The sequence below is a fragment of the Campylobacter concisus genome (assembly GCF_015229955.1).
Lineage (GTDB): Bacteria > Campylobacterota > Campylobacteria > Campylobacterales > Campylobacteraceae > Campylobacter_A > Campylobacter_A concisus_AT.
In genome coordinates this window covers 39,423-58,897 of sequence record NZ_JAAKYZ010000002.1, presented here as the reverse complement: position 1 = coordinate 58,897, position 19,475 = coordinate 39,423, and the positions used below count along the sequence as shown (strand labels likewise).

General features: G+C 37.1%; 32 protein-coding genes. 28 read left to right on the top strand and 4 right to left on the bottom strand.

Annotated elements, in window-relative coordinates; all coding sequences use genetic code 11:
* Positions 1 to 17: 17 nt before the first annotated feature.
* From rnhB to G6W45_RS04580, 4 genes are all read right to left on the bottom strand, one after another.
* On the bottom strand, positions 18 to 569 hold the full coding sequence (rnhB, locus tag G6W45_RS04595) for a ribonuclease HII (protein WP_194167681.1): 552 nt from the start codon (positions 567 to 569) through the stop codon (positions 18 to 20).
* Positions 569 to 1,423 carry a hypothetical protein gene (locus G6W45_RS04590; RefSeq protein ID WP_194167680.1) on the bottom strand — a complete coding sequence of 285 codons (855 nt, stop codon included), beginning with the start codon at positions 1,421 to 1,423 and terminating at the stop codon, positions 569 to 571. Before G6W45_RS04590 ends, rnhB begins: the two co-directional genes overlap by 1 nt.
* Before the next feature lie 78 nt (positions 1,424 to 1,501).
* Positions 1,502 to 2,596, bottom strand: coding sequence for an ATP-binding protein (locus G6W45_RS04585; RefSeq protein WP_194167679.1), 1,095 nt, complete (start codon positions 2,594 to 2,596; stop codon positions 1,502 to 1,504).
* The gene (locus G6W45_RS04580; protein WP_194167678.1) at positions 2,559 to 5,624 is read right to left on the bottom strand and encodes an Eco57I restriction-modification methylase domain-containing protein; all 3,066 of its coding nucleotides are present in this window, start codon (positions 5,622 to 5,624) and stop codon (positions 2,559 to 2,561) included. Before G6W45_RS04580 ends, G6W45_RS04585 begins: the two co-directional genes overlap by 38 nt.
* A 256-nt stretch (positions 5,625 to 5,880) precedes the next feature.
* Between G6W45_RS04580 and rpsJ the strand changes: the two genes are divergently transcribed.
* The 28 genes from rpsJ (at position 5,881) to G6W45_RS04440 (ending at position 19,472) form a co-directional block, all read left to right on the top strand.
* A complete protein-coding gene (gene rpsJ / locus G6W45_RS04575; RefSeq protein WP_009295257.1) occupies positions 5,881 to 6,189 on the top strand; it encodes a 30S ribosomal protein S10 in 309 nt (102 codons plus the stop codon).
* A gap of 20 nt (positions 6,190 to 6,209) precedes the next feature.
* Positions 6,210 to 6,788 (top strand): 50S ribosomal protein L3, encoded by a 579-nt coding sequence (gene rplC, locus G6W45_RS04570; RefSeq protein ID WP_002941563.1) that lies wholly within the window; start codon positions 6,210 to 6,212, stop codon positions 6,786 to 6,788.
* Entirely contained in the window at positions 6,785 to 7,399 is a 615-nt protein-coding gene (gene rplD / locus G6W45_RS04565; RefSeq protein ID WP_021092445.1) for a 50S ribosomal protein L4, read from the top strand. The genes rplC and rplD overlap by 4 nt, the downstream gene beginning before the upstream one ends.
* Position 7,400: 1 nt before the next feature.
* Positions 7,401 to 7,682, top strand: coding sequence for a 50S ribosomal protein L23 (locus G6W45_RS04560; protein ID WP_002941535.1), 282 nt, complete (start codon positions 7,401 to 7,403; stop codon positions 7,680 to 7,682).
* A 1-nt stretch (position 7,683) separates the two neighbouring features.
* Positions 7,684 to 8,517: a 50S ribosomal protein L2 gene (gene rplB / locus G6W45_RS04555; RefSeq protein ID WP_021091121.1), complete on the top strand. Its 834-nt coding sequence runs from the start codon at positions 7,684 to 7,686 to the stop codon at positions 8,515 to 8,517.
* Between the two features lie 2 nt (positions 8,518 to 8,519).
* Positions 8,520 to 8,801 (top strand): 30S ribosomal protein S19, encoded by a 282-nt coding sequence (rpsS, locus tag G6W45_RS04550; protein ID WP_002941639.1) that lies wholly within the window; start codon positions 8,520 to 8,522, stop codon positions 8,799 to 8,801.
* A gap of 11 nt (positions 8,802 to 8,812) precedes the next feature.
* Positions 8,813 to 9,145, top strand: a complete 333-nt coding sequence (gene rplV, locus G6W45_RS04545) for a 50S ribosomal protein L22 (RefSeq protein WP_009295259.1) — start codon at positions 8,813 to 8,815, stop codon at positions 9,143 to 9,145.
* Position 9,146: 1 nt separating this feature from the next.
* Positions 9,147 to 9,845, top strand: a complete 699-nt coding sequence (gene rpsC / locus G6W45_RS04540; protein WP_002941650.1) for a 30S ribosomal protein S3 — start codon at positions 9,147 to 9,149, stop codon at positions 9,843 to 9,845.
* A gap of 2 nt (positions 9,846 to 9,847) precedes the next feature.
* Positions 9,848 to 10,273: a 50S ribosomal protein L16 gene (gene rplP, locus G6W45_RS04535; RefSeq protein WP_021091116.1), complete on the top strand. Its 426-nt coding sequence runs from the start codon at positions 9,848 to 9,850 to the stop codon at positions 10,271 to 10,273.
* Entirely contained in the window at positions 10,260 to 10,454 is a 195-nt protein-coding gene (rpmC, locus tag G6W45_RS04530) for a 50S ribosomal protein L29 (protein ID WP_002941625.1), read from the top strand. The genes rplP and rpmC overlap by 14 nt, the downstream gene beginning before the upstream one ends.
* 1 nt (position 10,455) lies before the next feature.
* Positions 10,456 to 10,707 carry a 30S ribosomal protein S17 gene (gene rpsQ, locus G6W45_RS04525; protein WP_002941511.1) on the top strand — a complete coding sequence of 84 codons (252 nt, stop codon included), beginning with the start codon at positions 10,456 to 10,458 and terminating at the stop codon, positions 10,705 to 10,707.
* The gene (gene rplN / locus G6W45_RS04520; RefSeq protein ID WP_002941516.1) at positions 10,707 to 11,075 is read left to right on the top strand and encodes a 50S ribosomal protein L14; all 369 of its coding nucleotides are present in this window, start codon (positions 10,707 to 10,709) and stop codon (positions 11,073 to 11,075) included. The genes rpsQ and rplN overlap by 1 nt, the downstream gene beginning before the upstream one ends.
* Positions 11,075 to 11,311: a 50S ribosomal protein L24 gene (rplX, locus tag G6W45_RS04515; RefSeq protein ID WP_107788688.1), complete on the top strand. Its 237-nt coding sequence runs from the start codon at positions 11,075 to 11,077 to the stop codon at positions 11,309 to 11,311. Before rplN ends, rplX begins: the two co-directional genes overlap by 1 nt.
* Before the next feature lie 5 nt (positions 11,312 to 11,316).
* Positions 11,317 to 11,862 (top strand): 50S ribosomal protein L5, encoded by a 546-nt coding sequence (gene rplE / locus G6W45_RS04510; protein WP_002941643.1) that lies wholly within the window; start codon positions 11,317 to 11,319, stop codon positions 11,860 to 11,862.
* A 1-nt stretch (position 11,863) separates the two neighbouring features.
* Positions 11,864 to 12,049 carry a type Z 30S ribosomal protein S14 gene (locus G6W45_RS04505; protein WP_002941532.1) on the top strand — a complete coding sequence of 62 codons (186 nt, stop codon included), beginning with the start codon at positions 11,864 to 11,866 and terminating at the stop codon, positions 12,047 to 12,049.
* Positions 12,050 to 12,058: 9 nt separating this feature from the next.
* Positions 12,059 to 12,454, top strand: a complete 396-nt coding sequence (gene rpsH / locus G6W45_RS04500; protein WP_021091129.1) for a 30S ribosomal protein S8 — start codon at positions 12,059 to 12,061, stop codon at positions 12,452 to 12,454.
* 190 nt (positions 12,455 to 12,644) lie between these two features.
* A complete protein-coding gene (rplF, locus tag G6W45_RS04495) occupies positions 12,645 to 13,181 on the top strand; it encodes a 50S ribosomal protein L6 (protein ID WP_021091127.1) in 537 nt (178 codons plus the stop codon).
* A gap of 10 nt (positions 13,182 to 13,191) precedes the next feature.
* A complete protein-coding gene (rplR, locus tag G6W45_RS04490; RefSeq protein ID WP_021091120.1) occupies positions 13,192 to 13,548 on the top strand; it encodes a 50S ribosomal protein L18 in 357 nt (118 codons plus the stop codon).
* A 15-nt stretch (positions 13,549 to 13,563) separates the two neighbouring features.
* Positions 13,564 to 14,007 carry a 30S ribosomal protein S5 gene (gene rpsE, locus G6W45_RS04485; RefSeq protein WP_002941646.1) on the top strand — a complete coding sequence of 148 codons (444 nt, stop codon included), beginning with the start codon at positions 13,564 to 13,566 and terminating at the stop codon, positions 14,005 to 14,007.
* A 15-nt stretch (positions 14,008 to 14,022) separates the two neighbouring features.
* A complete protein-coding gene (gene rplO, locus G6W45_RS04480; protein WP_194167677.1) occupies positions 14,023 to 14,424 on the top strand; it encodes a 50S ribosomal protein L15 in 402 nt (133 codons plus the stop codon).
* Positions 14,424 to 15,686 carry a preprotein translocase subunit SecY gene (gene secY / locus G6W45_RS04475; protein WP_103604570.1) on the top strand — a complete coding sequence of 421 codons (1,263 nt, stop codon included), beginning with the start codon at positions 14,424 to 14,426 and terminating at the stop codon, positions 15,684 to 15,686. The genes rplO and secY overlap by 1 nt, the downstream gene beginning before the upstream one ends.
* Before the next feature lies 1 nt (position 15,687).
* Positions 15,688 to 16,446, top strand: coding sequence for a type I methionyl aminopeptidase (map, locus tag G6W45_RS04470; protein ID WP_194167676.1), 759 nt, complete (start codon positions 15,688 to 15,690; stop codon positions 16,444 to 16,446).
* A 34-nt stretch (positions 16,447 to 16,480) separates the two neighbouring features.
* A complete protein-coding gene (gene infA / locus G6W45_RS04465; RefSeq protein ID WP_002848031.1) occupies positions 16,481 to 16,699 on the top strand; it encodes a translation initiation factor IF-1 in 219 nt (72 codons plus the stop codon).
* Between the two features lie 189 nt (positions 16,700 to 16,888).
* The gene (gene rpmJ / locus G6W45_RS04460; protein ID WP_002941545.1) at positions 16,889 to 17,002 is read left to right on the top strand and encodes a 50S ribosomal protein L36; all 114 of its coding nucleotides are present in this window, start codon (positions 16,889 to 16,891) and stop codon (positions 17,000 to 17,002) included.
* 3 nt (positions 17,003 to 17,005) lie between these two features.
* Positions 17,006 to 17,374, top strand: a complete 369-nt coding sequence (gene rpsM / locus G6W45_RS04455) for a 30S ribosomal protein S13 (RefSeq protein WP_002941610.1) — start codon at positions 17,006 to 17,008, stop codon at positions 17,372 to 17,374.
* A gap of 22 nt (positions 17,375 to 17,396) precedes the next feature.
* Positions 17,397 to 17,789: a 30S ribosomal protein S11 gene (rpsK, locus tag G6W45_RS04450; RefSeq protein WP_021091081.1), complete on the top strand. Its 393-nt coding sequence runs from the start codon at positions 17,397 to 17,399 to the stop codon at positions 17,787 to 17,789.
* Positions 17,790 to 17,814: 25 nt separating this feature from the next.
* Entirely contained in the window at positions 17,815 to 18,441 is a 627-nt protein-coding gene (rpsD, locus tag G6W45_RS04445) for a 30S ribosomal protein S4 (RefSeq protein WP_054197275.1), read from the top strand.
* A gap of 14 nt (positions 18,442 to 18,455) precedes the next feature.
* Complete coding sequence (locus G6W45_RS04440; protein ID WP_194167675.1) at positions 18,456 to 19,472, top strand: DNA-directed RNA polymerase subunit alpha; 1,017 nt, start codon at positions 18,456 to 18,458, stop codon at positions 19,470 to 19,472.
* The last annotated feature ends 3 nt before the right edge of the window (positions 19,473 to 19,475 follow it).

Below are 19,475 nucleotides of genomic sequence, written 5' to 3'. Positions count from 1 at the left end.
TGCTTAGATAATTAATCTTAGTCAAATAGAGATTTTTCAAAAGATTTTACTACAAAGCTTTTTCTATGAAGGCTTGAATAGCCAAACTTAGCAATGGCTTCTAGATGCGCCTTTGTGCCGTATCCTTTGTGCCCAGCAAAGCCGTACTTTGAGTAAATTTTATCCCAGCCTTTCATCAAACTATCACGGCTAACTTTTGCTAATATGCTAGCAGCGCTTACCCCAGCGACTTTGCTGTCAGCTTTTATCATCGTTGTGATACCAACGCCATAGTCTAAATTACCATCATAAATGATCTCAAAACCCTCAAAGTGCGCCTTAAAAATTTTGAGTGCTCGTCTTAAACACTCACTTAGTCCAAGTTCATCTATTTGGACGTTTGAGAAGTATATGATGAGAAAATTTGAGCTTTTTATAATCTCTTTAAAAAGATCCTCACGCTTTTTTGCGGTTAGTTTTTTGGAGTCGTTTAGGCCTGAAATTTCTTTATTTAGCACGCAGGCCGCTACGCTTAAAGGCCCAGCTAAAGCCCCACGTCCAGCCTCATCTATGCCACAAATTTTTGCCATTAAAGTCCGATTTCATCGCTAAAGTAAGGTTTTAGCTCATCAAGTGGCACGCTAATTTGCTCCTCGTTTAAAAAGGTAAGCCCAAGTGGCGAAAGTACAAAATTTTCGCTAACGCCTGCTGTTGCGAGGATTGCTTTTAGATGAGGGTCGTTCATATCTTTAAAAATCTGCTTTAACTTTAGCTTTTTGTTGGTTTTAAGTAAGACGACATCGCAACTAGTTTTGTTATTTTTATAGGTGCAGATGCTTTTTATTTTGTCATTTATATAGTAGATGTTATCTAGGCTTTCAAATTGGTTATTTGGCCATTTTTTACGCTCACTTTTTAGGTCATAAAGTGTCGAGAGTAATTTATTTTTATTTTTTTTAGCCGATTCTTTGGCAAATATATCGTTAATTATAGCTTCGTATCTTGTGCCATTTGCTTCGGTCATTTGGATGCCAATATTTAGCATTTCATACTCTTTTTCTTTTTTGATAGTCGCATTATAGGCTTTGTTTTTAACGATTATTTTGCCCTTTAACTCGCCATTTTCATTTTTAACGTCTAAATTTATCTTATCAGATACAGCATTTAGCGATGAAATTTCACTGCTATTTTGCTCAAGATTACCTTTTTCGTAGTCATATTTTGTACCATCAAAAAATATATGCCCGCTTATCTTGGCCGGCACTTTAAAGCTCTTACTTTGCTTAAAATTTTCAAATTCATCTTTAAAATAGTTCATATACACTTCAAATTTTATGCCATTCGCCTCACCAATAAATTTATAAAATTTTGCCCAGTTTTCGTGATTTATCTCATAGCCAAATAGGCCTACTATAAGTATAAAAATCCCAATAAATGCTCTCATGTCCGTCCTTCATAGTTTTTTTGATTATAACTTTTTTACTTTAAGCTTTTAAAACAATAATCAAATAAAGGTTTAAATTTATAAACCTAGACTCCACCTAGAAAAGGGCAAAATTTCGCATTTTATGCCCTCAAAGCTAAGCTCGGCTTGGTTTGCGACGCTGATTATCTGAAGCTTACTTATACCCAGCTCTTTTAAGCTTGCGTGGAGTTTTTTAAATTTTAAAAAGATGATCTCTGGTGCAGAAAACGGCACACAGATGATCGCGATCTTCCTTTTGTTAAGGAAGAAATCAATCTCTTTTGTGTAGTAAATTTCATCTTTAAATTTAAGCAATTCGCAAAAAACTACATTTGCAAAGACGGCCAAAAAGTCCTTTTTTAGGTATAAAGCGTTACGAAGTGCAAAATTTGTAAAGTAGAGTTTTTTACTCATGCTGTTCTCATCTAAATTTGGTACTAATTCTATAAAGCCATTTTCATTAAGGCTGGCTACTGTGTTATAGACACTATCTTTTGAAATTTTCATCTGCTCTTTTAGGTTTTTGTAGATACCAAAAGTGCTAAGCACATCGTGACATTTTGGAGCACATTCTTTTAAAATCGCAATGCTTTGCTCGCTTAAATTTGCTCTTAAAAGCTGTTGTAAGTGAGCTGTGACCTCGCTGGAGTCTAAAAAGGCACTTGCTATCTCGTTGCCGTGAGCCAAGAAGTAGCTAAAAAGCAGGTCTTGGTCCAAATTTTTCTTAAAAAATAGTATAAATTCCTCGTAGTCGAGATAGTTTAAATTTATGCGAGCAAAGCCTTCAAGTGAGAGTAAAAATTCCTTGCTTGTAAGGATGATATTTTCAAGTGTTGTACCATTTAAAAAGCTTAAATTTGCAAGGTCAGTAGCTTGTAAATTTTCAACTGCGAGCACCTTTATCTGGGTATTTTTTTCTAAAAATTCTTTTAAATTTGCTAAAAGTAAGGTTCTGTCTATCCTTAGATCGTCTAAATTTACATAAAGTCTCTCTTCGCTTTTATAATGGCTCAAGAACTCATAAACAAGGGCTGTTTTGCCACTTGAAATGGCGCCAACGATAAGCGCTTTTGGCGAGATGATTTCGTATTTCCTGGGGATAAATTTACTTGATTTAAGCGGCTGATTGTAATAAAGCTCTAATTGGTTCATTTTCTCCCCTTTGTAAGATGTATATGTAAATTTTTGTTATGCCGTCAATTCCCCCCCCCTTTTTTTTTGCTATAAGCGCGATCTCATCGCTTGTTAGTTCATAAAGCTCAAAAACAAGTTTGTCTATTTTTTCGTCACTTGCCTTGATTTTGTCGTTTAGCGCGTCGATATTTTCTTTGGCTTCTAGCTTTTCATCAAGAGTTAAAGTAGGCATGTGCTTCTCGTAAAGCTTGATCTTTTCATTGGCCTTTAAAATTTCATCGACCAAATTTATTATCTCGTTTGATAAATTTTCATTTTGTGGCGTGATTTGGGGAATAGGTAAAATCTCTAAGCGATTTATTTTTATTTCGCCTTCAAGTCCGCCTCCAGCATAGAAAAAGTTGAAAATTTTATAAACAGCTGTTGAATTTAAAAAAGCTAATAAAAATTTTAAATTTTCGCCAGTTATGCAATATGCAGTATTGTCTGGAATATTATTATTTGTATCGTAAGCAAATTTTGGGCTTTGCACCATTCTGGCACATAAAATTTTCTCTTTTTCGAATTCCTCATAATAAGCGATGTTATCTTGCGTCTCAAACCATTTATTTGATGTTTTTTTGCGGCATTTTTTACCATTTATGGTTTCGCCACTTTGTGCTATATAAGGCAAGAAATTTTGTAAATATCCCTTAAGACTTGGAAAATTTTCAATATCTATCTTTAACGCTGGAAATGTGCAAATGAGCCATAGCCCAGCCCACTCATAGTCATAACGCTTTATATCTCGACCCCTTAAGATCGGTCTAATGAGCTTTTGTGTCCGTTCTCTTTCTTCTCCGACGCAGTTATTTAAAATTTTATCACGGGTGTCGCTATCAATAATGAAAGCATCGTTTAGCCCAGTTAAAATTCCACGATAAATATTTACACCCCAATCTTTTAATGGCTTTGCAACTTTTTCGATCTTGCTTTTTAGCTCAAATTTGCTCTTATCAAGGAAAGTGAAATTTGTTTCGTTTAGTGTGGATTGTGGTATTTTGATAAATTTTTGCGTTTTTAAATTTATGGTGCTTGAAGCCAGGAAATTAAATTTTGAATTTTCACCAGCTCTTATTTTTCTAAAAATAGTAACCGCACTATCTACGCTCGCATCTTCAAAAACTTTAACCCCAGCAAAATCAATAATGTGTGTTATTTGCGTATTTTCTAATATAAATTTACGTAAATTTTCACCATAGCTGGCACGGAAAAATTTATTTGAACATATAAAACCTAAAAGCCCACTTTCTTTTAGATGCGTAATGCCAAGCTCATAAAAATAGACAAACAAATCAGCCGTGCCACTATAAACTTTATATTTTTGTAGGGCTGGCTTTTGCTCTTTTATCGCCTCTTGTCTGACATAGGGAGGATTGCCGATCACGACATCAAATTTAAAGTCAAAAGGAAATTCTAAAAGCGAGTTTGCAGCTACTAAATTTTTACTAAGATCTGTTAAAACTCGTCCTTTTGCAGCTGTGCGGAGCCAAAGAGATAGTCTGGCGATCTCGACTGCATCGGCATTCATATCTACGCCGTAAAGGTTATTTTCTAAAATGGTGCTTTCTATATCGTAAAGTCCCAAGCTCTCGCCCTCATATACTTTGCGGTAAGTGTCTAATGTGCCATGTTCGCTAATGAGAAATTCTAAAGCTTGGTTTAAAAACGCACCAGAGCCACAAGCTGGATCAAGTATCTTAAGAGATAAGAGCCACTCGCGGTAAGCGTAAATTTTGTCCTTGATCTCACTTTCTGCTTTGGTTAATTTTTTTGGGTTTTTTGGTGCTAATAGCTCATTTAGATCAAGCCCTAGCTCATCTTTTTTAGCTTTACAAAGCATGCCAAGTGAATTTTCGATTATAAATTCTGTTATAAACTCTGGTGTATAAAATATGCCATCTTTTTTACGTTTGCTCTGTTTGGCATCAAATTCATTTCCATTTATTTGCGCATTTAGCTCTTCAAGGTCGTTTAGTGAGCTTTCAAAGATATGTCCTAGGATATTTACACCGATGTCGCTTAAAAAGTCATAGTCGCTTAAAAACTGCGCTTCAAGCACACTATCGTCTATCTTTAGCGCATCAAGCTCAGTATCTGTGGCAAAAAGTCCGCCATTGTAGCGTTTGATATCAAGACGTTCACTACCTTCATCAATGGCTTTAAAGTAAATTTTGTAAAAGTCATAAAAACTAAGCTCAGTAACTTGGTTTTGAAATTTATCTTTTATCTCGGCTATCGTGCGAAGTCTTAGTAGTCCGCGGTCTTCGGCAAATAGTATAAAGACAAACCTATCACATAGTTTTTGAGTTAGGCTTAAAAGCCTATTTTTATCAATGCTAGTATTGTTTTTGCAAATATTTTTAAAAAGAGTGAGTCTAAATGCGCTAAAGTCTTTATAAAATTTATTTGAAATTTCGCGCTCGTGAGTGGCAAATTTCTCTTTTAGCTTTAGTGGCAGATCTGTGCTAATGCTCTCAAAGCTAAGCAGTAAATGAAGTTTCTTAAACTCCTCAAAGCTTGCTGTAAAAAGGTCAAATTTTTCAAATGTTGTTTTATTGCCGATGTAAAAGCGCAATTCATTAAAATTTGAAACAACGACATATTTGGCATTTTCATGCGAGATAAAATAGCGAAAGGCTTGATCTACTGGGCTAAGCTCGCGGTTGGATGGAGTTTTATCAAGATGCTGTGTAGTCTGATCTTTTAGCTCGATCACGCATCTAACTTCGCTATTTATTAGTATCGCTCCATCTGCTTTTTTGCCGTCAGTTTCGTTCTTTTTCTCACGCTCAAGATTGAAATTTGTAGGATCGGTAGTATCTAAAGTGTAGCCAAGGCAGTTTTCAAAGATATCTTTTAGAAACTGTGTCTGAAATTTTTCTTCTTTGAAATTCTTAATGTCGCTAGCTTTTGCCTGATACATTTGCAAATTTGCATAACGCTTTTTAAGCTTTTCTTCGTCTTGATCTTGGGTTAGTAAGAATTTTGGATTAAAGATCGGCATCTTTTCTCTTTAAAATTTTATTTTCTTTGAATTTTATCTTTTTAAATTTTATATCTTCCTTATTAAAAGGAAATAATTAATCAAAATTCATCAAAAAATAACGTTTTTCTTGACAACTATAATAGCTTTTTTGTAAAATCGCAGTCTCTTTACGAAAGACCTTATGTCTTGCTCGTACGATCGCTTGATCCTATGCGGGTTATTTTGATGTAAAGAGGTCGCGAGTTTGCGACAAGTTCTTTTTAAAGGAAAACACATGGAAAGAATCAGGTTAAAGCTAAAAGCTTACGACCATAGAGTTCTAGACCGCACTGTTGCAGCAATCGTAGAAGCTGTCAAACGAACAGGTGCCGACGTTCGTGGCCCGGTACCAATGCCTACAAAGATCAAACGCTATACAGTCTTAAAATCTCCACACATCAACAAAGACTCACGTGAGCAGTTTGAGATGAGAATACACGCTCGTATGCTTGACATCGTAGCTGCTACTCCAGAAACTGTAGATAGCCTAACAAAACTCGACCTAGCTCCAGAAGTTAATGTCGAAGTTCGTGCGATGAAATAAGCGGACAAAAGGATAAGAGTATGGAATATATTGTAGAAAAAATAGGCATGAGTAGAACGATTGCCACGAAGAGTACGCCAGTTACACTACTTAAGCTAGTTGAGGCTAAAGTATGTGAGATCGACGAAAACAAACGTGCTATCGTAGCGTATGCCCACACTAAAGCAAACAACAAAGCTATCGCTGGTCAGCAAAAAAAATACAATCTGACTGCAGAATTTAACAAATTTGCTACGCTTGAAGTAGCTAATAGCGAAGTTGGAAACCTAGACTTTACACCATTAAATGAGGCTAAAATTTTAAAAGTTAGCTTTAACTCAAAAGGTAGAGGCTACCAAGGTGTGGTAAAAAGACATGGTTTTGGTGGTGGTCCAAAAAGCCACGGCTCACGTTTCCACAGACGCCACGGTTCAATCGGTAACTGCGAATGGCCAGGTCGTGTTCAACCAGGTATGAAAATGGCAGGACACATGGGCAATGAGAAAGTTACTGTTAAAAACGAGCTAATAAGCTTTGACGCTCAAAATGGCATCGTAGTTGTAAAAGGTTGCGTTCCTGGTCACAATGGTGCAATGGGTAAAATAAGGATTGTAAAATGAGTAAAATTCACGTATTAAACGATAAATTTGAAAATTCAGGCGAGTTAGAGCTTCCTGCAAGCTACGCTGAAGTAAATCCGCACAACCTATATCTTTATGTAAAATCTTACCTTGCTGGTATAAGAGCAAATACGGCTCATACTAAAAGCCGTGCTTTTGTAAGCGGTGGTGGTAAAAAACCATGGAGACAAAAAGGACGTGGTGGTGCAAGAGCGGGTTCAACTAGAACTAACGTTTGGGTAGGCGGTGCAGTTGCATTTGGTCCAACAAACGAGAAAAACTATTTTCAAAAAGTCAATAAAAAACAAAAAAGACTAGCTCTTGAGTACGCTTTGGCAGTAAAAGCACAAGATGGTAAAATTTTCGCAGTAGATAGCATCTCAATCGAGTCTGGAAAGACAAAAGATGCAGCTAATATCATCAAAAATTTAAAAGTAAAAGACGCGCTTATCGTTAAAGATTTACTAGACGATAAAACACTACTTGCTTTTAGAAATTTAGCAAACTGCTATGTAGTAGATGCAAATGAGGTAAATGCTTATCTTGTCTCTACATTTAGTTCGGTTATCATTGAAAAAGCTGCACTAAAAACTATAACAAAAGAGGGCTAAAATGGCGGATATAACTGATATCAAAACAATTATTTATACAGAAAAAACTCTAGGCCTTCAAGAACAAGGCGTTGTTGTTATCCAAACTTCACCAAGAGTTACAAAAAACAGCTTAAAAGCGGTTTTACAAGAGTATTTTGGAGTAACGCCTGTTCGCGTAAATTCACTTAGAATTAGCGGCAAGGTTAAGCGTTTTAGAGGAAGAGCAGGCCAACGTGACGAGATAAAGAAATTCTACGTTAAGTTACCTGAAGGCGTAAGCCTAGAAAATACGGAGGCGTAAGATGGCTATAAAATCATATAAACCATATACACCTAGTCGTAGATATATGACTGGACTAAGCTCTGAAGATATAACAGCTAAACCAAGCGTTAGAAGCTTGCTTGTTAAAATACCTGCATCTGGCGGTAGAAATAACAATGGTCGTATAACTTCAAGACATAAAGAGGCAGGTGCAAAAAAACTTTATCGTATTATCGACTTTAAACGTCGCAAATTTGGTATAGAAGGTAAAGTTGAAGCGATCGAATACGATCCAAACAGAAACTGCCGTATCGCTCTTATAGCTTATAAAGATGGCGAAAAGCGCTATATCATTAGACCAAATGGCCTAAATGTTGGCGACGTTATCGCATCTATCGATGAGGGCTCACTAGATATTAAACCAGGCAACGCTATGAAACTAAGATTTATCCCAGTTGGTACTATCGTTCATAACGTAGAGCTAAAACCTGGCAAAGGCGCTCAGATAGCTCGTTCAGCTGGCGGTTATGCTCAGCTAATGGGTAAAGAAGAGAAGTACGTTATCTTAAGAATGCCAAGTGGCGAGATGAGACAAGTACTAGCTGAGTGTATGGCAAGTATCGGTGTAGTTGGCAACGAAGACTGGGCTAACATCACTATCGGTAAAGCTGGACGTAATCGCCACCGCGGTATCCGCCCACAAACACGTGGTTCTGCTATGAACCCAGTTGATCACCCACACGGTGGTGGTGAAGGTAAGAAAAATTCAGGCCGTCACCCAGTTACTCCATGGGGTAAACCAACTAAAGGTGCTAAGACTCGCCGTAAAAAAGCTAGCGATAAGCTTATAATTTCAAGAAGGAAAGGAAAATAGAGATGGCAAGATCACTCAAAAAAGGTCCTTTCGTAGATGATCATGTAATGAAAAAAGTTATTGCCGCAAAAAATGCAAACGATAACAAACCAATCAAAACTTGGTCAAGACGTAGCACGATTGTACCTGAAATGATTGGACTAACATTTAACGTTCATAATGGCAAGAGCTTTATTCCTGTATATGTTACAGAAAATCATATAGGCTATAAACTTGGCGAATTTGCTCCAACACGCACATTTAAGGGTCACAAAGGCTCAGTGCAAAAGAAAATCGGCAAGTAAGGGGAGATAATATGAGTAAAGCAATTATAAAATTCGTAAGACTTTCTCCTACAAAAGCAAGACTTATAGCAAGAGAAGTTCAAGGTATGAATGCTGAGCTAGCGCTTGCAAGCTTGCAATTTATGCCAAATCGTGGTGCTAAATTTATAGCAAACGCTATTAGCTCAGCAGTAGCAAATGGCGGATTTGAGCCAGAAGAAGTTGTAGTAACTAGTTGCCGCGTTGACGCTGGTCCTGTATTAAAGAGATTTAGACCAAGAGCAAGAGGAACAGCGAGCAAAATTCGCAAACCTACTTCTCATGTAATGGTAGAAGTATCTAAACCTGAAAAGAAGGAAGCATAATATGGGACAAAAAGTAAATCCAATAGGTCTTAGACTAGGAATTAACCGCAACTGGGAATCTAGATGGTTTCCAACCAAACAAAGTCTTCCTGAAAATATCGGTGAAGATTATAAAATTCGTGCATTTTTAAAGAAAAAACTTTACTATGCAGGAATTAGCCAAATTCTAATCGAAAGAACGGCTAAAAAACTTCGTGTAACCGTAGTTGCAGCTCGTCCTGGTATCATCATCGGCAAAAAAGGTCAAGATGTTGAAAACCTAAAGAATGAAGTTAGCAAACTTATTGGCAAAGAAGTAAATGTAAATATTAAAGAAGAAAGAAAAGCTCAAGCTTCAGCTCAACTTGCTGCTGAAAATGTAGCTATGCAACTTGAAAAGCGTGTCGCATTTAGGCGTGCTATGAAAAAAGTTATCCAAGGTGCTCAAAAATCAGGTGCTAAAGGTATCAAAATTTCAGTTGCTGGTCGTTTAGGTGGCGCTGAGATGGCAAGAACCGAGTGGTATCTAGAAGGTCGCGTTCCGCTTCATACTCTTAGAGCAAAGATCGATTACGGTGTAGCTGAGGCTCATACGACTTATGGAAACATAGGTATTAAAGTATGGATTTTTAAAGGTGAGGTTCTTCAAAAAGGTGTTCAACCTGAGAAAACTGAAGAAGAAGCACCTAAGAAAACACGTAGAGCAAGAAGAGGTAAATAATTATGTTGATGCCTAAAAGAACGAAATTTCGTAAGCAAATGAAAGGTCGCAACCGTGGTTATGCGACTCGTGGAGCATCTTTAGCAACTGGCGAATTTGCACTTAAGGCTGTTGAAGCTGGTAGAATAAATTCTCGCCAAATAGAAGCTGCTCGTCAAGCTCTAACTCGTCACGTAAAAAGACAGGCTAAAATTTGGATTAGGGTTTTCCCTGATAAGCCACTTACTAAAAAACCTCTACAAACTCGTATGGGTAAAGGTAAGGCTGGAGTTGAAGAGTGGGTTATGAATATCAAACCTGGTCGTATAATATTTGAGATGGCTGGTGTTAGCGAAGAGTTAGCTCGTGAAGCTCTAACTTTGGCTTTACACAAACTTCCTTTCAAATCAAAATTTGTAACGCGAGAGAGTGAAAATGAAATATACTGAGTTAAAAGATAAGAGCGTTGCAGAATTAAACGCGTTGCTAAAAGAGAAAAAGGTGCTTTTGTTTACTTTAAGACAAAAGCTAAAAACTATGCAGTTAAGCAACCCTAATGAGATTAGTGCTGTTCGTAAAGAGATAGCTCAGATCAACACTGCAATTAGTGCAACAAGACAAGGGGCGTAAAATGGCATTAAAAAGAGAAATTCAAGGTGTTGTTTTACAAAAAGCTGGAGATAAAACAGCTACTATTTTGGTAGAAAGACGCGTTATGCACCCAAGATACCATAAATTTGTAAAACGCTTTAAAAAATATTTAGTTCATGATGAGAAAAATGAGACAAGAGCAGGCGATACAGTTGTTGCAGTTGAGTGCAGACCACTTTCAGCTCGCAAGAATTTTCGCTTAAAAGCTGTATTGGCAAAGGGAGTTGAGTAATGATTCAAAGTTTTACAAGACTTGCAGTTGCTGATAACAGCGGTGCAAAAGAATTAATGTGTATAAAAGTTCTTGGCGGCAGCAAAAGAAGATACGCTACACTTGGTGATATCATAGTTTGCTCTGTTAAAAAAGCTCTTCCAAATGGTAAGATCAAAAAAGGACAGGTTGTAAAAGCTGTTGTTGTAAGAACTAAAAGAGAGGTTCAAAGAGATAATGGTTCGCTAATCCGCTTTGACGAGAACGCAGCTGTTATACTTGATAGCAAAAAAGAGCCAGTCGGCACTCGTATTTTTGGACCAGTTGGACGTGAAGTTAGATATGCTAACTTTATGAAGATTGTTTCGCTAGCTCCGGAGGTTTTATAATGGCTAATGTAAAATTTAAAGTCAAAAAAGGCGATACCGTTAAGATCATCGCTGGTGACGATAAAGGCAAAACTGGTAAAATTTTAACAGTTCTTGCAAAAAAAGGTCAGGTTATAGTTGAGGGATGCAAAATAGCTAAAAAAGCTATCAAACCAAGCGAAAAAACTCCAAATGGTGGTCACGTAAATAAAGAGATGCCAATTGACATATCAAACGTCGCGAAAGTTGAAGGATAAGAGATATGAGTAGATTAAAAGATAAATTTAACGAAACTATCAAGCCAGCTCTCGTAAAAGAATTTGACATCAAAAATCCAATGCTTATCCCTGCACTCGAGAAAATTGTGATCAGTGTAGGCGCTGGAGACTCTGCTAAAGATCAGAAAGTGCTTCAAAATATGGCTGATACCATTTCACTTATCGCTGGACAAAAAGCAGTTATCACTGATGCTAAAAAATCAGTTGCTGGCTTTAAAGTTCGCGAAGGTTTCCCTGTTGGTATCAAAGTAACTTTGAGAAAAGAGCAAATGTATGCTTTCTTAGATAAGCTAATCAGCGTTGCTCTCCCAAGAGTTAAAGACTTCCGTGGTCTTCCAAAAAATGGCTTTGATGGACGTGGAAACTATAACTTCGGTCTTAGTGAGCAGCTAATGTTTCCAGAGGTTGAGTATGATAAAATTTTACGAACTCATGGTATGAATATTACGATTGCTACTACGGCTAAAAATGATAAAGAGGCATTCAAATTGCTAGAGCTATTTGGTGTGCCGTTTGCAAAAGGAAAGTAAAATGGCAAAGAAATCAATGATAGCAAAAGCTGCGCGCAAGCCAAAATTTGCGGTTCGCGGCTATACTAGATGCCAAATTTGCGGTCGTCCGCACTCTGTTTATAAAGATTTTGGAATTTGCCGTGTTTGCCTAAGAAAAATGGCTAACGAAGGCCTGATACCTGGTCTTAAAAAAGCAAGTTGGTAAGGAAGAGAAATGTTAAACGATTTAATATCAGATGGATTAACACGCATTAGAAATGCAAGTATGAGAAAGCTTGAAACTGCGAAATTGCTTCATTCTAAGGTTGTTGAGGCTACTCTTTCTATCCTTGCAGCAAAAGGCTATGTAGAGAGCTACAACGTTATTGAAGAAGGTAACAAGAAATTTATAAACGTAGTTTTAAAGTATGATGAGTACGGCAGAAGCGTTATAAATGAGCTTAAAAGGGTTTCAAAACCTGGTCGCCGTGTTTATCAAGGCAAAGACGACATTAAGCGTTTTAAAAATGGTTACGGAACAGTTATCGTTAGCACAAGTAAAGGCGTTATGAGCGGTATTGAAGCAAGTAAAGCTGGCGTTGGCGGCGAAGTTCTTTGTACAGTTTGGTAATAAACTGTATTAAACGCTATTTAACCTTATGAAGGTAAGGTTAAATTTTTAGCTTGGTAAAATTTTAGATTTTGCCAAAGCTAAATTTAGAAATTCAAATGAAGGTTTCGTCAAATTTGACGATAAAATTTACGGCATTGTGGTGTTTATTCGTAAATGTAGGAACACCCTAGACAAGTAAAGGAAAAAAATGTCACGTATTGGAAAACAGCCTATCGCTATCCCAAGTGGTGTAGACGTTAGCGTTGAAAATAATGTCCTAAAATTTAAAAAGGGCAATCATATAAAAGAGCTTGACACAAAAGGTCACGTTGATGTCAAGATAGAAAATGGTCATATAGTTTTTGCTCCAAAAGGCGAAGATCGCCAAAGCAGAGCTTACTGGGGAACATATAGAGCACTTGCTAATAATATCGTAACTGGTATCACTGCGGGATTCACTCGCCAGCTTGAGATCAACGGCGTTGGTTACAAAGCAGCTGCAAAAGGTAAAATTTTAGAGCTTTCTCTTGGTTTTTCACACCTTATCAACTATGAGCTACCAGCAGGCGTTGAAGCTAGTGTTGAGAAAAACGTTATTACTATCAAAGGCGATGACAAACAAGTAGTAGGCCAAGTGGCTGCTCAAGTTAGAGGATTTAGACCACCTGAGCCATATAAAGGTAAGGGCGTTAAATATCTAGAAGAACGTATTATCCGCAAAGCGGGCAAGACATCCAAGAAGTAAGGGGCGGTAAATGACAGCAAAAGTACTAAAAAGAAAAATCGCTCTTAGAATTAAGAGAAAAAGAAGAATCAGAGGTAAAATTTCTGGTGTTGCAACTTGCCCAAGAGTTTCTATTTTCAAATCAAACAGAACTCTTTATGTTCAAGCGATTGACGACGTTACAGCTACTACACTAGCTGCAGTAGATGGTAGAAAGATAGGCATAAAAGCAAATAAAGAAGGTGCGGTCACTTTAGCTAAAGAATTTGCTAAGGCTTTAAAAGCTAAGAAGATAGATGTTGCAGTTTTTGATAGAAATGGTTATTTGTATCATGGCGTTATCGCAGCATTTGCTGAAGCTTTAAGAGAAAATGGCATCAAGCTATAACCCAAAGGAAAATCGATGGAAAAATATAATAGAGAAGAATTTGAAGAAGTAATCGTCGATATCGGTCGGGTTACAAAGGTTGTTAAAGGTGGTCGTAGATTTAGATTTACAGCTTTAGTTGTTGTTGGTAATAGAAATGGTCTAGTTGGCTTTGGATATGGCAAAGCTAAAGAGGTGCCAGATGCGATGAGAAAAGCAATTGACGACGCATTTAAAAATATTATCCACGTTAAGATCAAAGGCACAACTATCCCTCATGATGTAGAGGTAAAATACAACGCAAGTAGAATGCTACTTCGTCCAGCTAGCGAAGGTACTGGTGTTATCGCTGGTGGTAGTGCACGTCCTATTATCGAGCTTGCAGGTATTAAGGATATCCTTACTAAATCACTTGGCTCAAACAACTCAGCAAACGTCGTTCGTGCTACTATAAAAGCACTTAGTTTGCTAAAAAGCTAAGAGAAAGGAGTTAAGATGGCATTAGAAAAATTAACACCTGCTGCAGGTTCAACTCATGCAACCAAAAGATTAGGTCGTGGTCAAGGTAGCGGCAATGGCAAAACTGCTGGCAAAGGTAACAAAGGCCAAAGAGCAAGAAAAGGCTACAATGAGAAAAGAGGTTTTGAGGGCGGACAGCAACCACTTCAAAGGCGTCTTCCAAAAGTAGGTTTTACTTCTAAATTTGAAAAACCTTATGTTATTAATGTCGAGAAAATTGCAGCTATAAAAGAGCTTGCTGAAATTTCAATAGCAACAATAGCTAGCGTTCATAAAATTTCAAAGAGCGTTACTAAGATAAAACTAATCGGTGCAAGCGCAAAAGCTCTTGCTTCAAAGATAAAAGACGAGAACGTTATCGTTAGCGGAACAAAATAATGGATAAAACACTGACCAACAAGATTTTAATCACGTTGGCATTTTTGTTCGCATACAGGATACTGGCTTATGTGCCAGTTCCTGGTGTTAATGTCGACGTAATTAAAGAATTTTTTAATTCAAACAATAGCAATGCCTTGGGTCTGTTTAATATGTTTAGTGGTAAGGCTGCTGAGCGTTTAAGTATTATCTCTTTAGGTATCATGCCTTACATTACAGCTTCGATCATTATGGAGCTTTTAGCAGCAACATTTCCAAAATTAGGTCAGATGAAAAAAGAGCGTGACGGTATGCAAAAATATATGCAAATCATACGTTATGCAACCATCGTTATCACTCTTGTACAATCAATCGGTGTTTCTATCGGACTTCAAAGCTTAAGCGGACGCGGTGGCGAACAAGCTATCATGATAGATATAAATTTATTTATCGCGATCTCTGCTGTATCTATGCTAACTGGAACTATGCTGCTTATGTGGATAGGTGAGCAAATAACGCAACGTGGTATAGGCAACGGCATAAGTCTTATCATCTTTGCCGGTATCGTCTCTGGCATACCTAGTGCGATCGGTGGAACTGTAAATTTAGTAAACACCTCTGAGATGAATTTCCTAACAGTCATCGCTATTTTAGCGATCATCTTAGCCACCATCGGTGCTATTATATTTGTTGAGATGGGTGAAAGGCGTATCCCTATTTCTTACTCAAGAAAAGTGATAATGGAAAATCAAAACAAACGTATAATGAACTATATACCGATCAAAGTAAATTTAAGCGGTGTTATTCCACCGATATTTGCTAGTGCGATTTTGATGTTTCCAAGTACGATTTTACAAGCTAGTACAAATCCAATCATCCAAGCTATCAACGACTTTTTAAGTCCAAATGGCTATATGTTTAACTTTTTAACATTTTTATTTATCATCTTCTTTGCGTTTTTCTACGCATCAATCGTGTTTAACACAAAAGATATAAGTGAAAATTTAAAGAAACAAGGCGGATTTATCCCAGGCGTTAGACCAGGCGAGAGTACAGCTAGCTATCTAAATGAAGTAGCTGGCAGGCTAACTTTGGGCGGTGCTTTATACTTGGGTATCATTTCAACACTACCTTGGGTACTTGTAAAGACTATGGGTGTTCCATTTTATTTTGGTGGCACATCAGTACTTATCGTGGTTTCAGTAGCGCTTGATACGATGAGGCGTATAGAAGCCCAGTCTTATACAAACAAATACCAAACTCTAAGCGCAGTAGGTCTATAAAATGGCTATCACGCTTAAAAGACCAGCTGAGATAGAGAAAATGAGAGCGGCGAACAAGATCGTCGCTCGAACTCTTGATCACATTTCTATGATTATAAAGCCTGGAATTTCCCTTCTTGAGATAGATAAAATTTGTGAAGATATGATAAGGGCTGCTGGGGCAAAACCTGCTTTTAAAGGTCTTTATGGCTTTCCAAATGCAGCTTGCATAAGCGTCAATGAAGTGGTGATCCACGGAATCCCAAATGAATACAAACTAAAAGAGGGTGATATCGTTAGCGTTGATATCGGCTCAAATTTAGATGGTTATTTTGGTGATTCGGCTAGGACATTTGGAGTTGGTAAAATTTCAAAAGAAGACGAGGCTTTGATTGCTTGCTCAAAAGATGCACTATATTTTGCTATTGATTTCATAAGAGCTGGTATGCATTTTAAAGAAATTTGCTACGAGCTTGAGAAATTTATACTAGGCAGAGGCTATGTACCTTTACGTGGATATTGTGGTCACGGTATAGGAAAAAGGCCACACGAAGAGCCAGAAATTCCAAACTACCTTGATGGAAACAACCCAAAAGCTGGACCAAAGATAAAAGAGGGAATGGTATTTTGTATAGAGCCGATGATCTGCCAAAAAGACGGCACACCAGTTTTAGGAAGTGATAACTGGAAAGTAACCTCAAAAGATGGTTTGAGAACTAGCCACTATGAGCATTGTATGGCGATAGTTAATGGCAAAGCTGAAATTTTAAGCCAAGTATAAAATTTATAGCAAAAATTTAAAGAAAGGAGAGTTTGTGGCAAAAGACGATGTCATTGAGATTGATGGAAATGTTGTTGAAGCACTACCAAATGCAACTTTTAAAGTTGAGCTTGACAACAAACATATAATTTTATGTCATATCGCCGGAAAAATGAGAATGCATTATATAAAGATAATGCCTGGCGACCGGGTAAAAGTAGAACTTACGCCATATAGCCTAGATAAGGGCAGGATCACTTATAGATATAAGTAAATTTAGCCTTTTGGCAAATATGCTAAGTAAATTTAAAGCTGGTTTTGGATAAAATCCAAGCTTTGCGAAAAGCTGTATGAAGAATTATTTTCAAAATTCCCCACTTATTTTGAAAATAGTTGGTCTAAATTCTTTCTTTAGACCTGATGCAGCCCCTAAAAAAGTGGAATAAATTTTTAGGAGACTAAAATGAAAGTTCGTCCTTCTGTAAAGAAGATGTGTGACAAATGTAAAATTGTCAAACGTAGTGGCATAATTCGTGTTATCTGCGAAAATCCAAAACATAAACAAAGACAAGGATAAGGCATGGCACGTATTGCAGGTGTAGATTTACCAAACAAAAAGAGAATAGAGTATGGTTTGACTTATATCTATGGTATAGGTCTTTATAAATCTCGTCAAATTCTTGACGCAGCTGGAATTTCTTACGACAAGAGAGTTTATGAGCTTAGTGAAGACGAAGCGGCAGCCATCCGTAAAGAAATTCAAGAGCATCATATCGTTGAGGGTGATTTGAGAAAACAAGTTGCTATGGATATCAAAGCTCTTATGGATCTTGGAAGTTATAGAGGTCTTCGCCACAGAAAAGGTCTTCCTGTTCGTGGTCAAAAGACTAAAACTAATGCTAGAACCAGAAAAGGCAGACGTAAAACTGTCGGTGCAGCTACTAAGTAAGGCAAGGGTTAAAGGATAATAAATGGCGAAAAGAAAAATTGTTAAGAAAAAAGTAGTTAGAAAAAGCATAGCCAAAGGTATCGTTTATATCAGTGCAACATTTAACAACACTATGGTAACTGTAACTGATGAAATGGGAAATGCTATTGCATGGAGTAGTGCAGGCGGCTTAGGCTTTAAAGGTAGTAAAAAATCAACTCCTTATGCAGCTCAGCAGGCAGTTGAAGATGCTCTAAATAAAGCAAAAGAGCATGGTATAAAAGAAGTTGGTATTAAGGTTCAAGGTCCAGGTAGCGGACGTGAAACAGCTGTTAAAAGTGTAGGAACTGTTGAAGGAATTAAGGTATCTTTCTTTAAAGACATTACACCTTTACCACACAATGGTTGTAGACCGCCAAAACGCCGCCGCGTATAATTAGAGAAAAATAGGAGAAATTATTATGGCTAGATATACAGGACCTGTTGAAAAATTAGAAAGACGTCTTGGTGTGTCTCTTGCGTTAAAAGGCGAAAGAAGACTTGCTGGTAAAAGTGCTTTTGAAAAAAGACCTTATGCGCCAGGACAACATGGACAAAGAAGAGCAAAAATAAGCGAATATGGCTTACAACTTCGCGAGAAGCAAAAAGCTAAATTTATGTATGGTGTTTCTGAGAAACAATTTAGAAGATTATTTCAAGAAGCAGCACGCCGCGAAGGTAATACCGGTGCTCTTTTGGTTCAACTATTAGAGCAAAGATTAGATAATGTTGTTTATAGAATGGGCTTTGCAACAACTCGTCGTTTTGCTCGTCAGCTAGTAACTCATGGACATATTTTAGTAAATGGTAAAAGAGTAGATATACCATCTTACAGAGTTGAACCTGGTGCAAAAGTAGAGATTGTTGAAAAATCTAAGAACAATCCACAAATTGTTCGTGCAATAGATCTTACAGCGCAAACTGGTATTGTTGCTTGGGTAGATGTTGAAAAAGAGAAAAAATTTGGAATTTTCACTAGAAATCCAGAAAGAGAAGAGGTTATCATTCCTGTTGAGGAAAGATTTATAGTAGAGCTTTATTCAAAATAATAGAGGGTATAAAGATGAGAAAGATTACTACATCAGCTTATATGCCAACTGAAATTGAAGTTAAAAGTATTAGCGAAAATGTTGCTAACATTACAGCGTACCCTTTTGAAGCAGGTTATGCTGTTACTTTGGCTCACCCATTGCGTCGTCTTCTTTACACAAGTACGGTAGGTTTTGCTCCTATTGGTGTAAAGATAAAAGGCGTTAGCCACGAATTTGACAGTATGCGTGGTATGCTAGAAGACGTAGCTTTTTTTATTATAAATTTGAAAAAGATCAGATTTAAATTAAAAAGCACCAGTGAGCGCGAAGTTATAGAGTATAGCTTTAAAGGACCAAAAGAGATAACTGGGGCTGATCTAAATAATGATCTAGTTGAGATCGTTAACCCAGACGCATACCTTGCTACAATAAATGAAGATGCTGAGTTAAATTTTTCAGTTATCATTCAAAAAGGTATCGGATATGTGCCTAGTGAAGAGATCAGAGAAGAGACCGAAGATGACTATATCGCACTTGATGCTTTTTTTACACCTGTTAAAAAAGCAGTTTACGATATACAAAATGTCTTGGTTGAGGATGATCCAGACTATGAAAAGATCATATTTACTATAACAACTGATGGTCAAGTTAGCCCAATAGAGGCTTTTAAAAATTGTTTAGAAGCTATGTATCAACAAATGTCAGTATTTAAAGGAATTTTGGATATTGATGTTAGTACTCCAGTTGCTAGTTCAAGTGCAGGCGGCGAGTTTTCAAAGTTGCTTTCTAGCGTGGAAGATCTAAATTTAAGTGCTAGAAGCTTCAACTGCCTTGATAAAGCTGATATTAGATTTATCGGCGAGCTTGCATTAATGGACGAAAACGAGCTTAAAGAGCTTAAAAATTTAGGTAAAAAATCTCTTGAAGAGATTAAAGCGGTTATGGAAGAGATAGGCTATCCAGTTGGTGCCGATGTGTTAAAAGATGGCAAAGAGCAACTAAGAAAGAAAATAACCGAGCTCAAAGCACAAATTAGTGTAAAAGAATAAAAG

What these genes read in the sequence shown, in the direction of transcription:
- rnhB (WP_194167681.1), bottom strand. Translation starts at nt 569, where the DNA reads ATGGCAAAAATTTGTGGCATAGATGAGGCTGGACGTGGGGCTTTAGCT.
- G6W45_RS04590 (WP_194167680.1), bottom strand. Translation starts at nt 1,423, where the DNA reads ATGAGAGCATTTATTGGGATTTTTATACTTATAGTAGGCCTATTTGGC.
- G6W45_RS04585 (WP_194167679.1), bottom strand. Translation starts at nt 2,596, where the DNA reads ATGAACCAATTAGAGCTTTATTACAATCAGCCGCTTAAATCAAGTAAA.
- G6W45_RS04580 (WP_194167678.1), bottom strand. Translation starts at nt 5,624, where the DNA reads ATGCCGATCTTTAATCCAAAATTCTTACTAACCCAAGATCAAGACGAA.
- rpsJ (WP_009295257.1), top strand. Translation starts at nt 5,881, where the DNA reads ATGGAAAGAATCAGGTTAAAGCTAAAAGCTTACGACCATAGAGTTCTA.
- rplC (WP_002941563.1), top strand. Translation starts at nt 6,210, where the DNA reads ATGGAATATATTGTAGAAAAAATAGGCATGAGTAGAACGATTGCCACG.
- rplD (WP_021092445.1), top strand. Translation starts at nt 6,785, where the DNA reads ATGAGTAAAATTCACGTATTAAACGATAAATTTGAAAATTCAGGCGAG.
- G6W45_RS04560 (WP_002941535.1), top strand. Translation starts at nt 7,401, where the DNA reads ATGGCGGATATAACTGATATCAAAACAATTATTTATACAGAAAAAACT.
- rplB (WP_021091121.1), top strand. Translation starts at nt 7,684, where the DNA reads ATGGCTATAAAATCATATAAACCATATACACCTAGTCGTAGATATATG.
- rpsS (WP_002941639.1), top strand. Translation starts at nt 8,520, where the DNA reads ATGGCAAGATCACTCAAAAAAGGTCCTTTCGTAGATGATCATGTAATG.
- rplV (WP_009295259.1), top strand. Translation starts at nt 8,813, where the DNA reads ATGAGTAAAGCAATTATAAAATTCGTAAGACTTTCTCCTACAAAAGCA.
- rpsC (WP_002941650.1), top strand. Translation starts at nt 9,147, where the DNA reads ATGGGACAAAAAGTAAATCCAATAGGTCTTAGACTAGGAATTAACCGC.
- rplP (WP_021091116.1), top strand. Translation starts at nt 9,848, where the DNA reads ATGTTGATGCCTAAAAGAACGAAATTTCGTAAGCAAATGAAAGGTCGC.
- rpmC (WP_002941625.1), top strand. Translation starts at nt 10,260, where the DNA reads ATGAAATATACTGAGTTAAAAGATAAGAGCGTTGCAGAATTAAACGCG.
- rpsQ (WP_002941511.1), top strand. Translation starts at nt 10,456, where the DNA reads ATGGCATTAAAAAGAGAAATTCAAGGTGTTGTTTTACAAAAAGCTGGA.
- rplN (WP_002941516.1), top strand. Translation starts at nt 10,707, where the DNA reads ATGATTCAAAGTTTTACAAGACTTGCAGTTGCTGATAACAGCGGTGCA.
- rplX (WP_107788688.1), top strand. Translation starts at nt 11,075, where the DNA reads ATGGCTAATGTAAAATTTAAAGTCAAAAAAGGCGATACCGTTAAGATC.
- rplE (WP_002941643.1), top strand. Translation starts at nt 11,317, where the DNA reads ATGAGTAGATTAAAAGATAAATTTAACGAAACTATCAAGCCAGCTCTC.
- G6W45_RS04505 (WP_002941532.1), top strand. Translation starts at nt 11,864, where the DNA reads ATGGCAAAGAAATCAATGATAGCAAAAGCTGCGCGCAAGCCAAAATTT.
- rpsH (WP_021091129.1), top strand. Translation starts at nt 12,059, where the DNA reads ATGTTAAACGATTTAATATCAGATGGATTAACACGCATTAGAAATGCA.
- rplF (WP_021091127.1), top strand. Translation starts at nt 12,645, where the DNA reads ATGTCACGTATTGGAAAACAGCCTATCGCTATCCCAAGTGGTGTAGAC.
- rplR (WP_021091120.1), top strand. Translation starts at nt 13,192, where the DNA reads ATGACAGCAAAAGTACTAAAAAGAAAAATCGCTCTTAGAATTAAGAGA.
- rpsE (WP_002941646.1), top strand. Translation starts at nt 13,564, where the DNA reads ATGGAAAAATATAATAGAGAAGAATTTGAAGAAGTAATCGTCGATATC.
- rplO (WP_194167677.1), top strand. Translation starts at nt 14,023, where the DNA reads ATGGCATTAGAAAAATTAACACCTGCTGCAGGTTCAACTCATGCAACC.
- secY (WP_103604570.1), top strand. Translation starts at nt 14,424, where the DNA reads ATGGATAAAACACTGACCAACAAGATTTTAATCACGTTGGCATTTTTG.
- map (WP_194167676.1), top strand. Translation starts at nt 15,688, where the DNA reads ATGGCTATCACGCTTAAAAGACCAGCTGAGATAGAGAAAATGAGAGCG.
- rpmJ (WP_002941545.1), top strand. Translation starts at nt 16,889, where the DNA reads ATGAAAGTTCGTCCTTCTGTAAAGAAGATGTGTGACAAATGTAAAATT.
- rpsM (WP_002941610.1), top strand. Translation starts at nt 17,006, where the DNA reads ATGGCACGTATTGCAGGTGTAGATTTACCAAACAAAAAGAGAATAGAG.
- rpsK (WP_021091081.1), top strand. Translation starts at nt 17,397, where the DNA reads ATGGCGAAAAGAAAAATTGTTAAGAAAAAAGTAGTTAGAAAAAGCATA.
- rpsD (WP_054197275.1), top strand. Translation starts at nt 17,815, where the DNA reads ATGGCTAGATATACAGGACCTGTTGAAAAATTAGAAAGACGTCTTGGT.
- G6W45_RS04440 (WP_194167675.1), top strand. Translation starts at nt 18,456, where the DNA reads ATGAGAAAGATTACTACATCAGCTTATATGCCAACTGAAATTGAAGTT.